The 16,845-nt window shown below is 56.3% G+C and carries 12 protein-coding genes; 7 read left to right on the top strand and 5 right to left on the bottom strand.

Annotated elements, in window-relative coordinates; genetic code table 11:
- The first annotated feature begins 43 nt into the window (after nt 1–43).
- On the top strand, nt 44–1,414 hold the full coding sequence (locus ACN0XZ_RS04760) for a serine hydrolase domain-containing protein (protein WP_417456564.1): 1,371 nt from the start codon (nt 44–46) through the stop codon (nt 1,412–1,414).
- A gap of 135 nt (nt 1,415–1,549) precedes the next feature.
- Nucleotides 1,550–2,407 carry a MurR/RpiR family transcriptional regulator gene (locus ACN0XZ_RS04755; protein ID WP_417456563.1) on the top strand — a complete coding sequence of 286 codons (858 nt, stop codon included), beginning with the start codon at nt 1,550–1,552 and terminating at the stop codon, nt 2,405–2,407.
- 12 nt (nt 2,408–2,419) lie between these two features.
- Here ACN0XZ_RS04755 and lysA read toward each other — a convergent pair whose 3' ends face one another.
- Nucleotides 2,420–3,694, bottom strand: coding sequence for a diaminopimelate decarboxylase (lysA, locus tag ACN0XZ_RS04750; RefSeq protein WP_417456562.1), 1,275 nt, complete (start codon nt 3,692–3,694; stop codon nt 2,420–2,422).
- A gap of 186 nt (nt 3,695–3,880) precedes the next feature.
- Here lysA and ACN0XZ_RS04745 point away from each other — a divergent pair, with 186 nt between their 5' ends.
- Nucleotides 3,881–5,281, top strand: coding sequence for a Na+/H+ antiporter NhaC family protein (locus ACN0XZ_RS04745; RefSeq protein WP_417456561.1), 1,401 nt, complete (start codon nt 3,881–3,883; stop codon nt 5,279–5,281).
- A 29-nt stretch (nt 5,282–5,310) separates the two neighbouring features.
- Entirely contained in the window at nt 5,311–6,867 is a 1,557-nt protein-coding gene (locus ACN0XZ_RS04740) for a serine hydrolase (protein WP_417456560.1), read from the top strand.
- 67 nt (nt 6,868–6,934) lie between these two features.
- Here ACN0XZ_RS04740 and ACN0XZ_RS04735 read toward each other — a convergent pair whose 3' ends face one another.
- Genes ACN0XZ_RS04735 through ACN0XZ_RS04725 form a run of 3 tightly spaced genes read right to left on the bottom strand, consistent with a single transcriptional unit; the run spans nt 6,935 to nt 10,668 of the window.
- Complete coding sequence (locus tag ACN0XZ_RS04735; RefSeq protein ID WP_417456559.1) at nt 6,935–8,032, bottom strand: dipeptide epimerase; 1,098 nt, start codon at nt 8,030–8,032, stop codon at nt 6,935–6,937.
- Between the two features lie 21 nt (nt 8,033–8,053).
- Complete coding sequence (locus tag ACN0XZ_RS04730; RefSeq protein WP_417456558.1) at nt 8,054–9,481, bottom strand: SH3 domain-containing protein; 1,428 nt, start codon at nt 9,479–9,481, stop codon at nt 8,054–8,056.
- A 26-nt stretch (nt 9,482–9,507) separates the two neighbouring features.
- Complete coding sequence (locus ACN0XZ_RS04725) at nt 9,508–10,668, bottom strand: DUF819 domain-containing protein (protein WP_417456557.1); 1,161 nt, start codon at nt 10,666–10,668, stop codon at nt 9,508–9,510.
- 312 nt (nt 10,669–10,980) lie between these two features.
- Between ACN0XZ_RS04725 and ACN0XZ_RS04720 the strand changes: the two genes are divergently transcribed.
- The 3 genes from ACN0XZ_RS04720 to ACN0XZ_RS04710 all read left to right on the top strand — a co-directional run bounded on the left by ACN0XZ_RS04720 (nt 10,981) and on the right by ACN0XZ_RS04710 (nt 15,846).
- The gene (locus ACN0XZ_RS04720) at nt 10,981–13,968 is read left to right on the top strand and encodes a TonB-dependent receptor (protein ID WP_417456556.1); all 2,988 of its coding nucleotides are present in this window, start codon (nt 10,981–10,983) and stop codon (nt 13,966–13,968) included.
- A 175-nt stretch (nt 13,969–14,143) separates the two neighbouring features.
- Nucleotides 14,144–15,004, top strand: coding sequence for a LytR/AlgR family response regulator transcription factor (locus tag ACN0XZ_RS04715; RefSeq protein WP_417456555.1), 861 nt, complete (start codon nt 14,144–14,146; stop codon nt 15,002–15,004).
- Between the two features lie 104 nt (nt 15,005–15,108).
- On the top strand, nt 15,109–15,846 hold the full coding sequence (locus tag ACN0XZ_RS04710) for a hypothetical protein (RefSeq protein WP_417456554.1): 738 nt from the start codon (nt 15,109–15,111) through the stop codon (nt 15,844–15,846).
- On the opposite strand, the gene ACN0XZ_RS04705 is transcribed toward ACN0XZ_RS04710, so the two are convergent.
- Nucleotides 15,843–16,820 (bottom strand): Hsp33 family molecular chaperone HslO, encoded by a 978-nt coding sequence (locus ACN0XZ_RS04705; RefSeq protein ID WP_417456553.1) that lies wholly within the window; start codon nt 16,818–16,820, stop codon nt 15,843–15,845. The genes ACN0XZ_RS04710 and ACN0XZ_RS04705 overlap by 4 nt on opposite strands.
- Nucleotides 16,821–16,845: the final 25 nt, after the last annotated feature.

Genomic DNA, 16,845 nt, shown 5'->3' with positions numbered 1-16,845 from the left:
GCACGCGTCACGACAATTCCTCCCGACTTTTCGAGCTGTTGTGATGTGCGCCACGCTTGGGTTCCTTGGCCTTACCGGCACGACGAGAGGGATTGCAGCCAGCGAAAGCCTACCCCCCGAGGCTTATGAAACGCTTGATGCAATTGTCACAGGCAAGGTTCAGGGCTCGCCCGAGATCAGTGGGCTGCAGATGGTTGTCATCAGGGACGGCAAGCCGGTTTTCACGCATGCGACCGGGCTTGCGCGCGTTGATACGGGTGAGAGCATTCCCCTCACCCTTGATCACAAGATGCGCATTGCGTCCATTTCCAAACTGGTGGCAACCATCGGGCTCATGAAGCTGGTGGAAAAGGGCGAGGTAGATCTGGATGCGGACGTGTCCGACTATCTTGGTTTCACGCTCAGGAACCCCAATTTTCCGCACGATAAAATCACGCTCAAGACTGTGCTGTCGCACAGCTCGTCTATCCGTGATGCCAGCTATTATTGGCTGAAGGTTGGCGAAAAGTTTGAAGATTTTTTCCGCCCCGGCGGCGCGCATTATGAAAACGGCGCGCATTTCGCCAGCGGCGAAGGTAAAGAACCGGGCGCGTTTTTCACCTACTCCAACCTCAACTTCGGCATCATGGCCGGGGTGATTGAGAAGGTGAGCGGCAAACGTTTTGACCGCTATATGCGCGAAGAGGTGCTGCTGCCGCTTGGGCTTGGCGCAAGCTATAATGTTTGTGATGTTACCACCACAAACCCGGACGGCATGGCCACGCTGTTCCGCAAGCGCGACGATGACGGCAACTGGCACCCGGAAGGGGACTGGCAGCCCCAGCTTGATAGCAAGCGTTTCTCCTGCACTTATGGCATGGAACCTGTTGGCCGCGGCGAACAACCCGGCCCGGTGCTTGAAGGCTATAAACCCGGCGATAACCCCACGGCTTTTTCGCCCCAAGGCGGCTTGCGGGCATCGGCGAAAGACCTCACCAAAATCGCGCGCTTACTTCTTGGTGGCGGCGAGGTGGACGGTGTTCGCCTCTTAAGCCCTGAAAGCGTGAAGATGATGGCCACACCGGTCTGGCGCTATAACCCTGCTGCCGAGAACGCCAACACCACGGGCGAAGATATTAACCCCGATGGCCCCTCAAAAGGGCTGATGCAGGCTTATGGGCTTTCAACCCATATCGCGCACCTGCCGGAGTGGGGCCTGGATGAGGACCGCACACTCACAGGCCACCTTGGCGACGCCTACGGCCTGATGGGGCAATTCTGGATCGATTTTGAAAATGGCGATGCGCTGATTGCGCTGATCACCGGCACGGCGGACGACCCGGCACCGGGCAGCGGCGTGACACCCATGTACCGGGCTGAGGATGAGGTGCTCCGGTGGTGGCTGCATTGGTTCCCACCAAACGGCGAGAATTAAGCGGCTTCACCGTAATGCTTGAGTTCAGGCGGCTTTCGGCCTAAACGAAATGAAGGAGAGGGAGTTTGGCACAGATGCGAGCGCGGAGACGCGCCACCGGCAACAGTGCAAACGCAAACGGGGTGAATAAGGTCCATGAACGATTGTTTGGCAAATATTCGGCGGGCAGTTAACGGAATGTCTGCGAACGAACGGAAACTTGCCGAATTTATCCTGAACAACGCCTCGCTTCTCAGGGATTATTCGTCGCAACAACTCGCCGAAGCGGTTGGTGTGAGCCAATCAAGCGTGGTGAAATTTAGCCAGAAGCTTGGCTACCGGGGTTACCCCGCCCTGAAACTTGCCGTCAGCGAAGAACTGGCGCGCGGTAGCGCACAGGTTGACCTAAGCCAAATGCAAAAACCGGTGGGCGAGCATGAAGCCGGCACCGTGTTTGAGGAGCTTGCGCAAACCAAAGCCGACGTTGTGCGCGGCATTGCGGAGCTGAACGGCGAAGAAGCGCTGCTTGAAGTGGTGCGCACCATCGAGAAAGCCAACCGCATCCAGTTTGTGGCCGCAGGCGGCTATTCGCTGGTGGTGAAGGATTTTGCGCTCAAGCTGATGATCATGGGTAAATCCGTCGTCGCGGAAAGTGATCCTTTTGTGCAAAAAGCCAACCTTGCATCCATGCGGCGCGGGGATGTGTTGTTCGCGCTCTCCGTCTCAGGCCAGAACAGCCATGTGAATGAGCTGGCCGAAGCCGCAAAGGAAGCGGGCGTGACCATCGTATCGCTCACCAAATATGACGTGAACCCCTTGAGCCTGATGTCAGACTATAGCCTGTTCACCTTTGATGAACGCTCTGGCCCTGCCGCTGCCTCAAGTGCGCCGCACATCATCGCGCGTGTGGCGCTCCAGCACCTCATTGACGCGCTGTACCTTGTGCTCTCAAGCCGCAACACCCACGGGCGTGAGCTTGTGACCCTGAGCCAACAGGCTGTTGAAGATATCTAGGACTTTATTAGCTTAACCCGCTTTCCGCGTCGCTTCGCCATTGTGCCAGGGCGTGTCAGTGCCGATCAGTTCGTCATAACTGCCGCGCGGGCGGATCACCCCGAAATTTGCACCATCAATCATCACCTCAGGCACAAGCAAGCGGCTGTTGTAGGTGGATGCCATCACCGCGCCATAAGCGCCGGTATGGGTGAAAGCGATATGCTCGGCCGGCTGCAGCTCAGGCACCGTGCGCCCAACGGCAAATGTATCGCCGGTTTCACACACCGGGCCCACCACGTCATAGGTGGCGTCAGCCCGGGCTTCGGCCTTCAGGGGTTTAATGCCGTGATAGGCGTCATACATGGCGGGGCGGATCAGGTCATTCATCGCCGCATCCACAATCAAAAAATCCCTGCTTTCGCCGGATTTCACATAAATCACCTCTGAGAGCAGCGCGCCACACGGCCCCACAAGCGACCGGCCCGGCTCCAGCATCAGGCGGGCACCAAAATGACTTAGATGTTTGTATGCAAGCGCCGCAAGCGCCGAGACATCCGGTGCTGCACCGCCATCATAGGGGATGCCAAGCCCGCCGCCGATATCGATGGTATCAAGCGTAATGCCGTCATGCCCGAGGGCTGTGACCATCTCGGCAAGCTTTGCGTAAGCTGCATCATAGGGCTCAAGCGACAGAAGCTGGGAGCCGATATGCATGGCAATGCCCTGAATGCGGATGCCCGGCAGCCGCGCGGCCTCGGCATACACGTCCCGCACCCGTTTCCACGGAATGCCGAACTTGTTTTCCGCCTTGCCGGTGGCGATTTTTGCGTGGGTTTTGGCGTCTACATCCGGGTTGACCCGAAGCGCGATATTGGCGGTGAGGCCGAGCGAGCTTGCGACCTTGCTGAGTGCAAGAAGCTCAGGCTCTGATTCTACATTAAACTGGAAAATACCGGCCTTGAGCGCAAAGGCCATCTCCGCCGGGCGTTTTGCCACGCCGGAATAAACAATTTTTGACGTGGGGATATGAGCCTTCAAAGCACGCCTCAGCTCCCCTTCAGACACCACGTCGGCGCCAGCGCCCAGATCAGCCAGTGTGCCAATCACGGCCTGGTTTGTATTGGCCTTGACCGCGTAACAGATCATCGCCGCCGGAAAGCATGAAAAGGCGGCCTTATAAGCGCCAAATGCTGCGGTAATCGACGCTTTTGAATAGACATACACCGGGGTGCCGATAGCTTGTGCGATGGTGCCAAGCGCAACGTCTTCCATCATCAATGCGCCGTTTTCATACCTGAGTGCCACGATCAAAAATTCCCTTTGGAATAGATTGTTGATTTAATCACGAATATATTATTCGTTATGGAATAATTGACTTGAAGACAACAGAAATCTTCGGCAAGGTCCCATATAAGGGTCGATCGGGGGCGCCAGTTGGGCGGCGCGCCGAGGTTTCTGTCTTTTGGGTTTTATCTTTTGGGAGGACATTTCATGGGCTGGATATCCCTTTTGCCACCGATCATTGCGATCGCCGTGGTGCTGTGGCGAAAGGAAGTGCTGCTGGCGCTGATTTTGGCGATTTTCGCCTCTGAAGTGCTGCTGCAGGCTGGCCTTGGTGAAACCTCCTCCCTCGCTACCGCGATACCGATGGGGGGCCTCGCGATGATCGACCGTATCGTCGCCGTGTTCTCGGATGCGGATAACGCCCGGCTCCTCACCTTCGCGCTCATGATCGGCGCGCTGCTCGCCTTCATGTATCGCTCCGGCGGTGTGGCCGCGGTGATCGATATCATCGTTGGCAAGGGGTTCGTGAAAACAAAACGGCAGGCCAGCCTCACCCCCGCTATCATCGGCATGGTGGTCTTTGTGGAATCGAACCTGAGCGTGCTGACCGCAGGGCTTGTTTCTCGTGGGCTTTTTGACCGCTACGGCCTGAGCCGCGCCAAGCTCGCCTATTTTGTCGACAGCACATCCGCGCCCGTGTGCATCCTTTTGCTGCTCAACGGTTGGGGTGCCTTTGTGCTCGCGCTTCTGAGCGCCTATGAGTTTGAGGTAACAGCGGCGGAGGTTCTCTGGGGTTCGGTCATCTTCAACTTCTACGCCATCGTGACGCTTGTGATCGTTTTCTATTCCGCCACAACCCAGCGGTTTTTTGGGCCACTCGCCCAAGCTGAAAACAAAGCGAATAGCGAGATCGAGCAATCCGAAGTGCAGGAAGAAGTGTTTGAAGCCACCCGCGCACGTTTCATGGTGCTGCCGCTTCTGACCATGATTTTTGGCATGGCGGGTTTCATGCTCTGGACCGGTGGCGGGGACATCACGTCCGGCAGCGGGCCAAAATCCATCCTTTATGCCACGGCCCTTGCCTGCCTTGTGGGCTATCTTCTGCTGATTTCAGACAAGAACTTCAGCCACAAACATATTGTTGAAATTGGCATCAAGGGCATGAACGAGCTGTTCCCCATTGTGCTTTTGCTGCTGCTGTCCATAGCGCTTGGCGCAAGCCTCAAGATGCTGGGTACCGGCACCTTCATTGCGGGCATCGTCTCAGGCACATTGCCGCCAATTTTCGTGGCGCCGCTTCTGTTCCTCGCGGGCGGGTTGATCTCCTTTTTTACCGGCACCTCATGGGGCACGTTCGCGATCCTGATCCCGCTTGCAATGCCGCTTGTTGGTGCGTTTGACCTGCCACCCGCGTTCCTTCTGGCCGCAGTGCTGGGCGGCGGTGTGTTCGGCGATCACTGCTCGCCCATATCCGATACCACGCTCGTATCATCACTAGCGGCGGGCTGTGATCTCCTTGATCACGTGCGCACGCAGCTGCCCTATGCGCTGTTCGCGGGCGGTATCACCATCGTGCTTTACCTGATCACCGGCGCCTTTTTCCTGTAACCACAGCCTCAAACACCGAAAGACAGACCATGCCTGCTTCCCGCCTCTCCGCTCTCGCTGCCGCGCTAATGTTTGTGGCCCCTGCCGTTCTTGCAGACGCTCCTACAGCCTCTGAGATCCGCGATGTGGTGAAAGAAGCGCTTGAAACCTTCAACACCCCCGGCATGGCGGTTGGGATTGTGAAAGACGGTGAGGTTGTGCATCTCATGGGCTATGGTGTCAGGGATATCTACAGCAAAGAGAAGGTGGATGCAGACACCCTGTTCCGCATCGCGTCCACCACCAAGGCCTTCACGTCATCTGCGCTTGCGATCCTTGTGGATGAAGGCAAACTAAGCTGGGACGACAAGGTGATCGACCACCTGCCGGATTTCCGCATGTTCGACCCCTGGGTCACCCGTGAATTTACCGTGCGTGACCTTCTGGTGCACAACAGCGGGCTCGGCTCCGGTGCGGGCGACCTGATGCTATGGCCGGAGCCGTCCGGCTTCAGCCGTGACGAGATCATCAAAAACCTGCGCCACCTGAAGCCCGTGACCAGTTTCCGCAGTTCCTATGCCTACGATAACCTCCTCTATATCGTGGCGGGCGAAGTGGTGAAAAGCGTGAGCGGTATGTCTTGGGAAGACTTTGTGCAAAACCGCATCCTCGGCCCCCTCGGCATGGGTTGCTACTCAGGCGACGTGCCGGATAGTGCCCTCGCGAATGTCGCCACACCCCACGGCATGATGGACGGCAAGCTTGTCACCATCCCGAGGAATGCCATTGGCGGCAAGGCCACGGTGTCAGCCGCAGCGGGCGGCATGGTGTGCAATGTGCGCGGCATGAGCACCTGGATGCTTACCCAGCTTCGGGGCGGCGAGGGGCCAAACGGTGTGCGCGTCTTCTCTGAGGACCGGCGCGATGAGATGTGGGCATCTTACACCATCCTGCCTGTCTCCAAATCCATGCGGGAGAAAGACGACACGCATTTCCGTACCTACGGCCTCGCATGGCGCAAGGCGGATGTGCACGGGCATGAGGTGATCTCGCACACGGGTACGCTTTCCGGCATGCAGGCTTACCTGACCCTCGTGCCGGAGCTGGACCTTGGCCTTATCGTGCTGAATAACGGCTCAAACTACGGTGCACGCACAGCCGTCACCAACACCATCATCAAAGCCTATATGGACCAGCCTGAGCATGACTGGGTGAAGGATTATCATGACGCCCAGCTTGCCTACCGCGCCCGTGTAGCGGAGGAAGAAGAGGTTTCCACCAAAGGCTCCGGCCAGATGTTCCTGAGCCTTGAGGCTTATATGGGCACCTACCGCGATGCCTGGCTTGGTGAAGCAACCGTGATGAAGGACGGAGATGGGCTGAGGTTTTCGTCCCGCAAGTCTGTACAACTTACCGGCATGCTTGAGCCTTATGAGCAAAACACCTTCATCGTGCGCTGGGATAACCGCATGATGGGTGCGGACGCTTATGTGCGGTTTGAAACCGACTTTGACGGCAACGCAGTTGGCATCACCATGCGGCCCGTCTCACCTGACACGGATTTCAGCTTCGACTTTCAGGACCTTGATTTCAAACGGGTGGAATAAAGCCAATGAAAAACCCCAGCGCGGTAAGCGAGCCGGGGTTTCCTTCTATCCAGTCGGAACGACCTTATCAGTCATCAAGCATGGTCAGGTTCTCAATCGACTTGATGCCGAGGCCAGATTCTTCTGACAGGGTAATCTCTGAACTATCAAAGGTCGCGCCGCCTTCAACCGGGTTGAACTGGCAAAGGGACGGGCCATCAAGGTCTGCCTTGGTAATCACATTTGGCTTGGCGACGGCAAGGTGCGCGGCAGCCGTTACGCTGATGCTGCTCTCGAGCATACAGCCGATCATGCATTCCACACCATAGATAGACGCGATATCAGCGATCTTGATGGCGTTTGAAATGCCACCTGTTTTCATCAGCTTGATGTTGATGATATCCGCCGCCTGCATCTGGATAAGCTCAATCACTTCACGCGGGCCAAAGGTGCTTTCATCCGCCATTACCGGCGTGCGCACGCGCTCGGTAATATATTTCATGCCCTTGAGGTCTTCGCCTTTCACCGGCTGTTCAATCAGCTCCAGCTCAATACCGGCCTCTTCAAGCTCATGAAGCGCTGCCACAGTTTGGCGGGGCGACCAGCCCTGGTTGGCGTCAAGCCGCAGAAGTGCGCGGTCTTTCACTGCCGCATAGATGGCCTTCACCCGCTTGATATCAACACCAATGTCTTTACCGACCTTGATCTTGAGGGTTTCATAACCCGCGTCACAGGCGCGGATGCTATCCGCCACCATTTTGTCGATATAATCGACGCTGATGGTCAGGTCGGTCGACAGGCGCGGTTGCCCACCCCCAAGGATTTTATAAAGCGGCGCCCCATAGAACTGGGCGAACAGATCATACACCGCGATCTCAACCGCTGCCTTGGCGGAGAAATTGTTGACGAGCGCGCCTTGGATGATCTGCGTGATCTCATTGAGCGATGTGATCTCCATGCCAATCAGGCGCGGCATGATGAAGGTGCGGATGGCATCGAGGATCGAGCCATGCGTGTCACCTGTGATCACCGCCGTCGCCGGGGCCTCGCCATAGCCTTTGTGGCCGGTGTCGGTCTCGATGATGATGACAATGTCTTCGATATGATCAACTGTCCGAAGCGCGGTCTTGAACGCTGTCACCAGCGGCACGCGCAACATCCCAAGTTTATAGCCGGTAATTTTCATGGAACACTTCTACCTTTTGGATCACTTGATCGATTTGACATTATACACCGCATCAACATAGGTGCGGGTTTTTGAAGACTGTAGCGTCAGGAGCGGCGTGATGGAAACACCATTGAGCGTGCCTTCATAGATGCTGCCGTCCTCGGCCAGATAGCCAAGACCGGTGACGTCATGGATGACGAACGGCTTGTCGCCCTCCTGCCCCAGGATCATCATCACATGGCCGGGGATGTAAACAAGGTCACCCACAAGCGATGTGCGCAGGAGCGCTTCCTTGTCTGCGCGTGGTGTCTCTTTCTCAAACCGGCTGTTGGAGCCGATCGTGCTTTTGCCTTGGTCGCCCGAGTTGCGCGGCATCAGGATGCCCATGCTGCGGTACACCTCAGAAACAAAACCGGTGCAATCCCGGCCATTGTAGCTATGGCCCCAGCCGTAACGCTCCCCAAGGAACTTGAAGGCCTGCCGAATGATATTGGCGCGCGTGAACGGCAAATACCCAACCCGCACATCTTCCGCGCGGGAAATCAGCGCATGGCGGAAATCAAGACTGCCGTCATCAAGCCGTACAGGCAATTTGACCATATGGTGCAGATAAGGGTTCTGGCCATAAAGGTTGGTTGAAAGCTCTTCCGGGCGATCAAGCGGCACCGCGACGCCCATATCAAGCTGAAGCTCGGACACATCCTTGATCACCGGGTTATAGACCGTGTGTACCTTGGCCCCCATCATCACCAGCACATTTTTCGCGTCCTTATAGGCAAAAACCTCATCACGCGGCCCGGTGGCGATATCCTTCTTCTGCACCCAGGCGATGTAATTATAGGTTTGCACCAGCGCCCAGTTGCCGTCTGCGCTTTCATGCAACACCGCCATTATGTCAGTGGGGAAAAGAGTCGATTCCTGGAACCGGTCGATATCCGTATTGCTGGCACCTTCGCTGAAAAGCCTGTCCATGGTCGGGTATGTGCGAAGTGGCGTGCGCCGGACCGCAAGGGCGAACTTAACCGGCACATCGTCAGCGATAGCATCCAGATTGAGGCTAGCTTCATAGGCGTCAAAATCAGCCTCGCGCACCGGGTTGCCGTTCATATAAACACGTGGGTAAGACGGCACATTGCTGATGGACCGAAGGCGCGTGCGCACCTCTTCACCCGGAAGCGTATCGGGGAAGCTTCTGAGGTCAAACATCGTGGGGTCGCCTTCAATGCTTGCCGCATTCATGGCGGTGATTTCATCGGCGGTGAAAATCACATCACCCGCACCCGCAGGCAGGGCATCAACCCAATAGTCCGCACTCAGGTGTTTCTCGCGCACGCCAATCACGTCTGAGACAAAAGCGTCCTCAAGCCCGTTAGGCGGTGTGACAGTGTTTTGTTTTTCTTCCTCGCTCCCGCAGGCTGTCAGGCCAAGCGCGAGCAACAGTAGTATTTTTGAACCCGGATTTTTCATCACATTCCTCATAAAGGTACGGCCTCTCAGGAGAGCAGGGACAATATTTTGCCGACCAACAACCCACCGCCGGTGCCGATGATATAACCAAGCATGGCCATCAGCACCCCAATAGGGATCAGCATTTGTGAATAAGCGGCCGCAAGGATAGGCGCAGACGCCACCCCGCCAATATTGGCGAGCGACGCGATACCGCAGGAAAACAGATCAAGTTTGAACACCTTGGCCGCCACCACCATGCAGAGGCCGTGGATGATCAGGATCATCAGGCCTGCAAACACATAAAGCGGCGCCTGCGTCAGGCCTGCAAAGTCAGCGCGGGATGCAATAAGCGCGATGATGGCATAGAGCATAACATTCGCAAGCTCGTTAGAGCCCGCCATGCGGCCCATAGGCGTCATCGCTGCACTCACACCCAAAATCGTGGCAATCAGCACCGCCCATGTGGTGGCGGTGAAAAAGCTGGTGGCAGGCATCAACCCAGCCAGGTTTTGCGAGAGCGCGGATGCGGCCAGACCCGCCCCCAGCAGGAATACAATCGCAGTGAAGTCGATCTTCTTATCCGCGTCCTCTCCCATATCCAGCTTTTCGCCCACACGGTCGATGATGCCTGTGTCGCTTTTGGTCCAGCGGTTGAAGAGCTTTGCGTGCGGCACTAGAGCGAGCAGGAGGATGACCCAGATGGCGTAATCAATCGAATCCATCAGAAGCGTATAACCCATGGCGCTGTCGGGCACATTCAAGGCGCCCTGAATGGCCACCATGTTGCCGGTGCCGCCCATCCAGCTGCCGGAAAGAGCCGCAAATGCCTTCCAGGCGTCCGCTGGCAACCAGGCATTCAACACTGCATAGGTAATAACAAAGCCAACACCTATGCTGATGGCCGCGGCGGCAAAAGCAAGCAGCATGCGCGGGCCGAGGGCGGCAATCTTGCGCAGGTCACCCTTTAGGAGCATGAGGAAAATCATCGCAGGCAGGATGTTACCCTTCACCGTGCTGTAGGTCGCGTTCACGCTGGTGCTTTGTTGCCACAGCCCGAAAGTGCTGAGCATCATCACAATGATATAAAGCGCCACCACACCGGGCAGATAATCAAACAGACGATGCTTTGAATTTGTTTCAAGCAAGCGAATCCCGCCTCCAATCAGAAGCAAAACCGCCAGATACGTGAAACCGTCTGTAATCACCGCCCTATTCTCCCCTGACCGACGAATTTATTCCTTTGGGTATACCCATAGCTATCAGTTGTCTGTCATTAAGGCCTTTTTCAGGTTCAAAAGCCCGCCAAAACCGTAACGGAATTATTTATTCCATCTTCCCAAACCGGTTCTACCAGATAGAAATGGAGCAGGGAAGCTTATTTTTTCGGCAATTTTGTGTCGCTTGGAATAAAAATTCTTTACAGAAGGAATAATTCATCGCATAAATTATTCGTCAAGTATTCTTGCGACGGGGCGGAGGGGCTTCGTTGCACCAACAGAAAGCTTATGGGTGAGGAAATGAACGCACGGAACTTGCGAAAATTATCATTGATATTGGGGATGGGGGTCAGTTGCGCCGCTCTCTCCGTCAATAGCGCCTTCGCTGCCAACAGCGACGGCTCAATCCGGGGTATGGTGACAAGCGAAAGCAACGCCGCCCTCTCCGGTGCTACAATTACTGTTACCAACAAGGAAAACGGATTCCGCCGTATTGTCACCGCAGACAGCGACGGCCAGTTCCGTTTCGCGCGCCTGCCGGTGGGTACCTATAATGTAACGGTCTCGAAAGACGGGTATGAACGCACACTGGTGGAAGATGTACGTGTTTCCATCGGTGGTTCAACCGACCTGAATGTTGCACTTTCCGCCGGCGACATGGCGATGGAAGAGATTATCGTCTCTGCCTCCGCGCTGAGCGGCATCAACATGACATCAACCGAATCAGCGCTCAACATCAGCGCGGCAATGCTTGAAGACCTGCCAATCGGCCGTTCCGCCGACGCGGTTGCGCTTCTGGCACCCGGCGTTGTGCAGGGGCCAGCCTTTGGCGGCATCTCCTTTGGGGGCGCATCGGTAGGTGAAAACTCCATCTTCGTGAACGGCCTGAACGTGAGCGACGTTGAAACCGGGGTTGGTTTCTCTGACGTGCCCTTCTCCATGTTCAAGGAATTTCAGGTTAAGACCGGCGGGTATTCCGTTGAGTTTGGCCGCACCACCGGTGGTGTTGTGAACGCGGTGCTGAAATCAGGCACCAACGAGTTTCATGGCGGTGCAGAGGTTTTCTATGAGCCTCAGTTCCTGCGCGGCAACGCAAACGACTTCTATAACCGCGATGGTGACAAAACCATCTACCGCTCTGACGATGAAGAAAACAACTTCAGCGCCAACCTGCACCTGAGCGGCCCGATCATCAAGGACAAGGTCTTCTTCTACGCCTTGTTCCAGCCGCGTATCAACGACGGTTCGTTCTACAACACCACAGGCTCGTCGCTCAGCCGGTTTGACAACAACACCTCCTTCTGGGGCGGTAAGGTTGACTGGTTCATCACCGACAACCACAGCCTTGAAGCTTTTGTTTTCTCCGATGAAAACAAGGAAGTAACTGATCGCTTCCAGGGTGGTACTTATGCTGAAACCGCAACAAGCGAGCGGGGCGGCATTAACTGGGCTGCGACCTATACGGGCCAGATCACCGATAACTTCACGGTGAAAGCCCTTTATGGCCGCAACAGGCGTAACTCGAACGACTTCACCAACATCTCAACCGAATGTAACCGGGTGTATGATGACCGGGACGGTGTGGACGAGCATATCGGCTGTACAACACAGACCCGGAACGACAACCGCATCAACTCACGCGACGCCATGCGGCTTGATATGGAATGGCAACTTGACCGCCATCTGCTCCGTTTCGGGTTCGACCACGAGAAACGTACCACCTTTATGGAACGGGCGTCTGTGGGGCCAGAGCAGGCCAACTTCACCATCTATGACACCCAACCGGGTGACAGCGTGAACGACACCACAGTCCCTGACGGTGTGTTTGCCTATGTGCTGGCACGGAAGGAAATCCGGGGCGGTACGTTTGATGCCAACACGTCAGCCGCTTACCTTGAGGACATCTGGTCTGTAACCGATGACCTGACAGCCACGCTTGGTGTGCGCTGGGACCGGTTTGACAGCAAGGACGCTGAAGGCAATTCCTTCATCAAGGTCTCCAACATGTTCTCGCCTCGCTTCGGCCTCGCGTGGGATGTGAAGGGCGACGGCAACATGAAGCTTTATGCCAACGCTGGGCGCTACTATTTCCCAATCGCCAACGGCCTTGCCGCGCGTGAAGGTGGCGGCACGATTGACACCCGCACCTACTATGCCCTTCAGGGCTTGGCTGAGAATGAGACAAGCGCTGGCCTGACCAACATCACGCCTCAGCTTGGTGCTCAAATCGGTCAGGTGGTCCAGTTTGGTAGCGGTGAAGGCCGTGACGACAAAAACTTCGTTGTCGATCAGGACCTGGACGCATCCTATCAGGACGAGTTCATCCTCGGTTTCGAGATGGCCGTCAATGATGACTGGGACTTCGGTGTTCGTGGTATCTACCGTGAATTCCATGACGCGATTGAGGACATGCGCATCGATGTAGATGTGGCCGGTTGCGGCAATATCTCCAAATGGGTGTTTGGTAACGTTGGTAAAGAACTGACCATCGACCATGAGTGTGACAGCGGCGACGTGCAAACCGTGACGGTTGACCTTGGTGAAGCACAAAGCTTTGGTTACGACCTTGATGGTGACGGCAACCCGGACCCGATTGGTTCTGATCGCCCAATCCGTAAGTATCGTGCCCTTGAGTTTGTTGCCAATCGTCACTGGGATGATACCTGGATGGCACGCTTCTCCTACACGCTTTCAAAAAGCACAGGTAACTATGAGGGCGGCGTCAACTCTGACACCGGCAACGACATCCCGGGCTGGACGGAATCTGGTGATGACGTGATGTTCATCAACTCCAACTATGGCCTGATGGCAAACGACCACCGGCACCAGTTCAAGATGTATGGCGCATATGCCATCACGCCTGAGCTGACAGCGGGTGCAAATATGTCCATCCTCTCAGGCGCGCCGATCAACGCTCGTGCCTACGGCAACCCGTTCAACACCCAAACACGGAAAGAAGGCAACTATCTCTGTGTTGATAACTGCCTTGATCCGGGTGATGGCGTCTGGACGAGCCAGGACCGCGTGTTTGAGTATATCGAGCGCGGCCAGTATGGCACCACACCATGGCAGGTTCGTCTTGACCTGAGCCTTGATTACACCACTGAGATCAACGGGTTCGATTTTTACGCTGGCCTCGATATCTTCAACGTGCTGAACACCCAAAAGGCGTTCCGTCTCTATGAGATCATCACAGACAGCTTCGATGGCCCGAACGAGGACTTCCTCGCGGTCCGCACCGCGGCCCAGCCGCGCTCGGTCCGCCTCAATGTCGGCTTCAAGTTCTGATCCGGCCACTCCTGTGTTTCGAGTTTTTTTGGGCGCCCCACGGGGCGCCCTTTTTTATGCCCATCCACCATAGGACACCCCGTGAACGATCAATGGCGTTCAAAGTGCGATCTTCTAAGGCCCCCTCATGAGAACAGCCTTTATCTTCACGCCAAGCTATGCTTAGGCTACCGGCATGATTGCGCTATTGAGCCAAAAACTGACCACCCTGCAACACCGCATGGAAACGGGCGGTCTTCTGCGCGCCTATACACTATCGGGCGGTGTCTGGTTTTTACTTGCGCTCCTGTTCTCGGCTGAAGGGTATCTCGTCAGCGCCTATCGAGGCAGCCCACAAGCATGGTGGCCTTCTTTTGGCTATTCCCTCGCTATCTTCTCCATCTGGGCGCTCGTCAGCCCACCCGTGCTCAGGCTTGTCAGGCAGGTTGAAGAAAGGGGCCTCCCCCGTCTTCGCCGGATAGGCCTTTATGCCCTTGGTGCCATCATCATCAACCCATTGCATGTGGCGCTTTTTGTGCTCATTTTCTGGCCGGTTTATAACGATGCTGGCCGTATCGCGACACGCCTTGATATGGGCGAACGCATGATCGTGCAAAACCTGCACACCAACCTTATTTTCTATTGCGCGCTTGTCCTTTTGGGTGTTGGCCTGCATGCCCTCAGGGCCAGACAGATCAGCTCGCCTGGCAACCCTGAACCCAAGGCCTTACGCCTTCGCACCAAGGGACGTGTGCGCCTTATGGCATACAATGACATCAGCTGGATCGCCGCCGCCGGAAACTATGCAGAGGTGCATACTGCGGAGGGCCATTTTCTCACCGATGACAATCTTGCCTCTGTGCAGGCAAGGCTACCGGAAGACAGCTTTGCCCGCATCCACCGGGGCCATCTCGTGAGGCTTGATGCCATTGCTGAGCTGAAAAGCCTCGGCCGGGGGGATGCGCTTGTTGTGCTCAGGGACGGTACCGAACTACGCCTGAGCCGCCGTTACAGAGAAAGGCTGGCTTCCCTTCTACAGCATTCTCCAACCCGCTGATCACCTCTCCGGTCCCGCTTATCATTTCCCACTGGTGGCGAGCATTCGCGCCGCGTTAGCTCCCTCATAGAAACGCATCACCGAGCATGATAACGAGGAACACAATGAAAATTTCCAACTGGTTGAGAACCGGCCTGATAGCCACAGCACTATTGATACCCCACCCCATTCTCGCGGCATCCGGCGCGGACGATAACAGCATCTATGTTGTAGGCGCCCTGCACAGCCTGCACGAACGGGAAGACAGCTTCACATATGAAAAGCTTAGGGAGATCATTGAACGGCTGAACCCTGACATCATGGTGCTCGAGGTACGGCCGGACGAACTGGCTGAGCTGAAGGACACGCCCGGCAGGCCTGAGTATCCCGCCGTTATCTGGCCAATGCTCAAATCAGATGGCCCTGCCGCTGTTGCGATGGAGCCGGGCGAGGAAGATTTTGCACGGATGGCAGGGCAGGCTTCCGCCGCTTTCAAGGCTTTCGCTGAAGAAAACCCGGCGGGGTTCGATTTCCTCAAGCGGTACCGCACGGCCTTTGAAATGGCGCTCGTATCTTATTGGGAGAGCCCTGCGCAAAGCCACGACGGCAACACCCGGGATCTTGTGGAAGGCTACAAGCGCGTACAGTTCAGCTTTTTTCATGAGAGCGGGGCAGAGAACCAGGCCGAGTGGGACGGCTATATGGCTAACATCGCGCTTGAGGTGGCTCTCGCGAACCCTGAGAAACGCATCCTTGTGCTCGGCAGCTTCAGGAACCGTCATGTGCTGGAGGATGCTCTGAAAAATGGTGTCCCGGCCCGCGTGGTCGATACCGCCGCGTGGCTTGAAAGCATAGCCTATTAGGCTTGCTGGCCGCGGGCTTCTTCCGGCGTGAAATCAAAGGTCTTGTTACAGAACTGACAGTTCACGCCGATCTTGCCGTCTTCCAGCATATGCTCGATATCATCGTCACCAAACTGAGCAAGCACAGCAAGCAGACGCTCGCGGTCGCAGCGGCATCCTTTCATCAGGTGCGCCGCTTCAAAGACACGCACGCCGTCCTCATGATAAAGCCGGAACAAGAGCTGGTCGAGATCAAGCGCCGGGTCGAGAAGCTCTTCCGCCTTCACGCTATTCATCAGGATAGAGGCCCGCTCCCACTGTTCCTTGGTTTCACGGTCGAGGATACGTTCCTGCCCCACTTCACCGCGCGCGAGATGCTGCACCATAATGCCGCCCGCGCGCCAGTTGCCGGTTACCGCGTCACGCTCGCACGTCAGGCGCAACTCCGTCGGTGTCTGCTCACTATTCATGAAATAGTTGCGCGCCACCTCGGCCAGATTTTCGCCCTTCAGGTCAACGATGCCCTGATAGCGGTCCATATCCTCGCCCTGATCAATGGTCAGCGCGAGGTAACCATTTTTGGTGCCAATCAGGCCGTTGAAGCTGGGGTTCTTGCCATAAGTCGCCAGTTTGGCTTCATCGATTTGTGCATAACCGCGCAACCGGCCGATGCCATCGTCACGCACTTCATAGTCCACAACAATCATCGGGACGGCGCCGCCGGATTTGGCCTGCAGGGTGACGATGCCCTTGAACTTGAGCATGGAGCCAAGAAGCCCCGCGAGTGTGAGCATCTCACCCAGTATCCGCGCCACCGGGTCCGGGTAGTTGTGGGCAGACAGTATCTGGTCGGCCACGGTGCCCAGGCGCACAGCACGGCCCCGCACATCCATGCCTTCAATCGCAAAAGGGCGAACCTCGTTATCGCGGCTGCCTTCCGGGTCCGGGATAACAATCGGGCGTTGGATCGGGTCGTTTTTGGACGCTTTAACCATGGCTATGCTTCACACTCACTCAAAA

It is taken from the genome of Kordiimonas sp. (assembly GCF_048264555.1).
GTDB lineage: Bacteria > Pseudomonadota > Alphaproteobacteria > Sphingomonadales > Kordiimonadaceae > Kordiimonas.
This window is presented reverse-complemented; position numbering and strand designations above follow the sequence as displayed.

Bases quoted from the DNA above. Each gene is read 5' to 3' on its own strand.
- ACN0XZ_RS04715 (WP_417456555.1), top strand. From the start codon at position 14,144: ATGATTGCGCTATTGAGCCAAAAACTGACCACCCTGCAACACCGCATG.
- ACN0XZ_RS04720 (WP_417456556.1), top strand. From the start codon at position 10,981: ATGAACGCACGGAACTTGCGAAAATTATCATTGATATTGGGGATGGGG.
- ACN0XZ_RS04730 (WP_417456558.1), bottom strand. From the start codon at position 9,481: ATGAAAAATCCGGGTTCAAAAATACTACTGTTGCTCGCGCTTGGCCTG.
- ACN0XZ_RS04760 (WP_417456564.1), top strand. From the start codon at position 44: ATGTGCGCCACGCTTGGGTTCCTTGGCCTTACCGGCACGACGAGAGGG.
- ACN0XZ_RS04755 (WP_417456563.1), top strand. From the start codon at position 1,550: ATGAACGATTGTTTGGCAAATATTCGGCGGGCAGTTAACGGAATGTCT.
- ACN0XZ_RS04710 (WP_417456554.1), top strand. From the start codon at position 15,109: ATGAAAATTTCCAACTGGTTGAGAACCGGCCTGATAGCCACAGCACTA.
- ACN0XZ_RS04745 (WP_417456561.1), top strand. From the start codon at position 3,881: ATGGGCTGGATATCCCTTTTGCCACCGATCATTGCGATCGCCGTGGTG.
- ACN0XZ_RS04705 (WP_417456553.1), bottom strand. From the start codon at position 16,820: ATGGTTAAAGCGTCCAAAAACGACCCGATCCAACGCCCGATTGTTATC.
- ACN0XZ_RS04740 (WP_417456560.1), top strand. From the start codon at position 5,311: ATGCCTGCTTCCCGCCTCTCCGCTCTCGCTGCCGCGCTAATGTTTGTG.
- ACN0XZ_RS04735 (WP_417456559.1), bottom strand. From the start codon at position 8,032: ATGAAAATTACCGGCTATAAACTTGGGATGTTGCGCGTGCCGCTGGTG.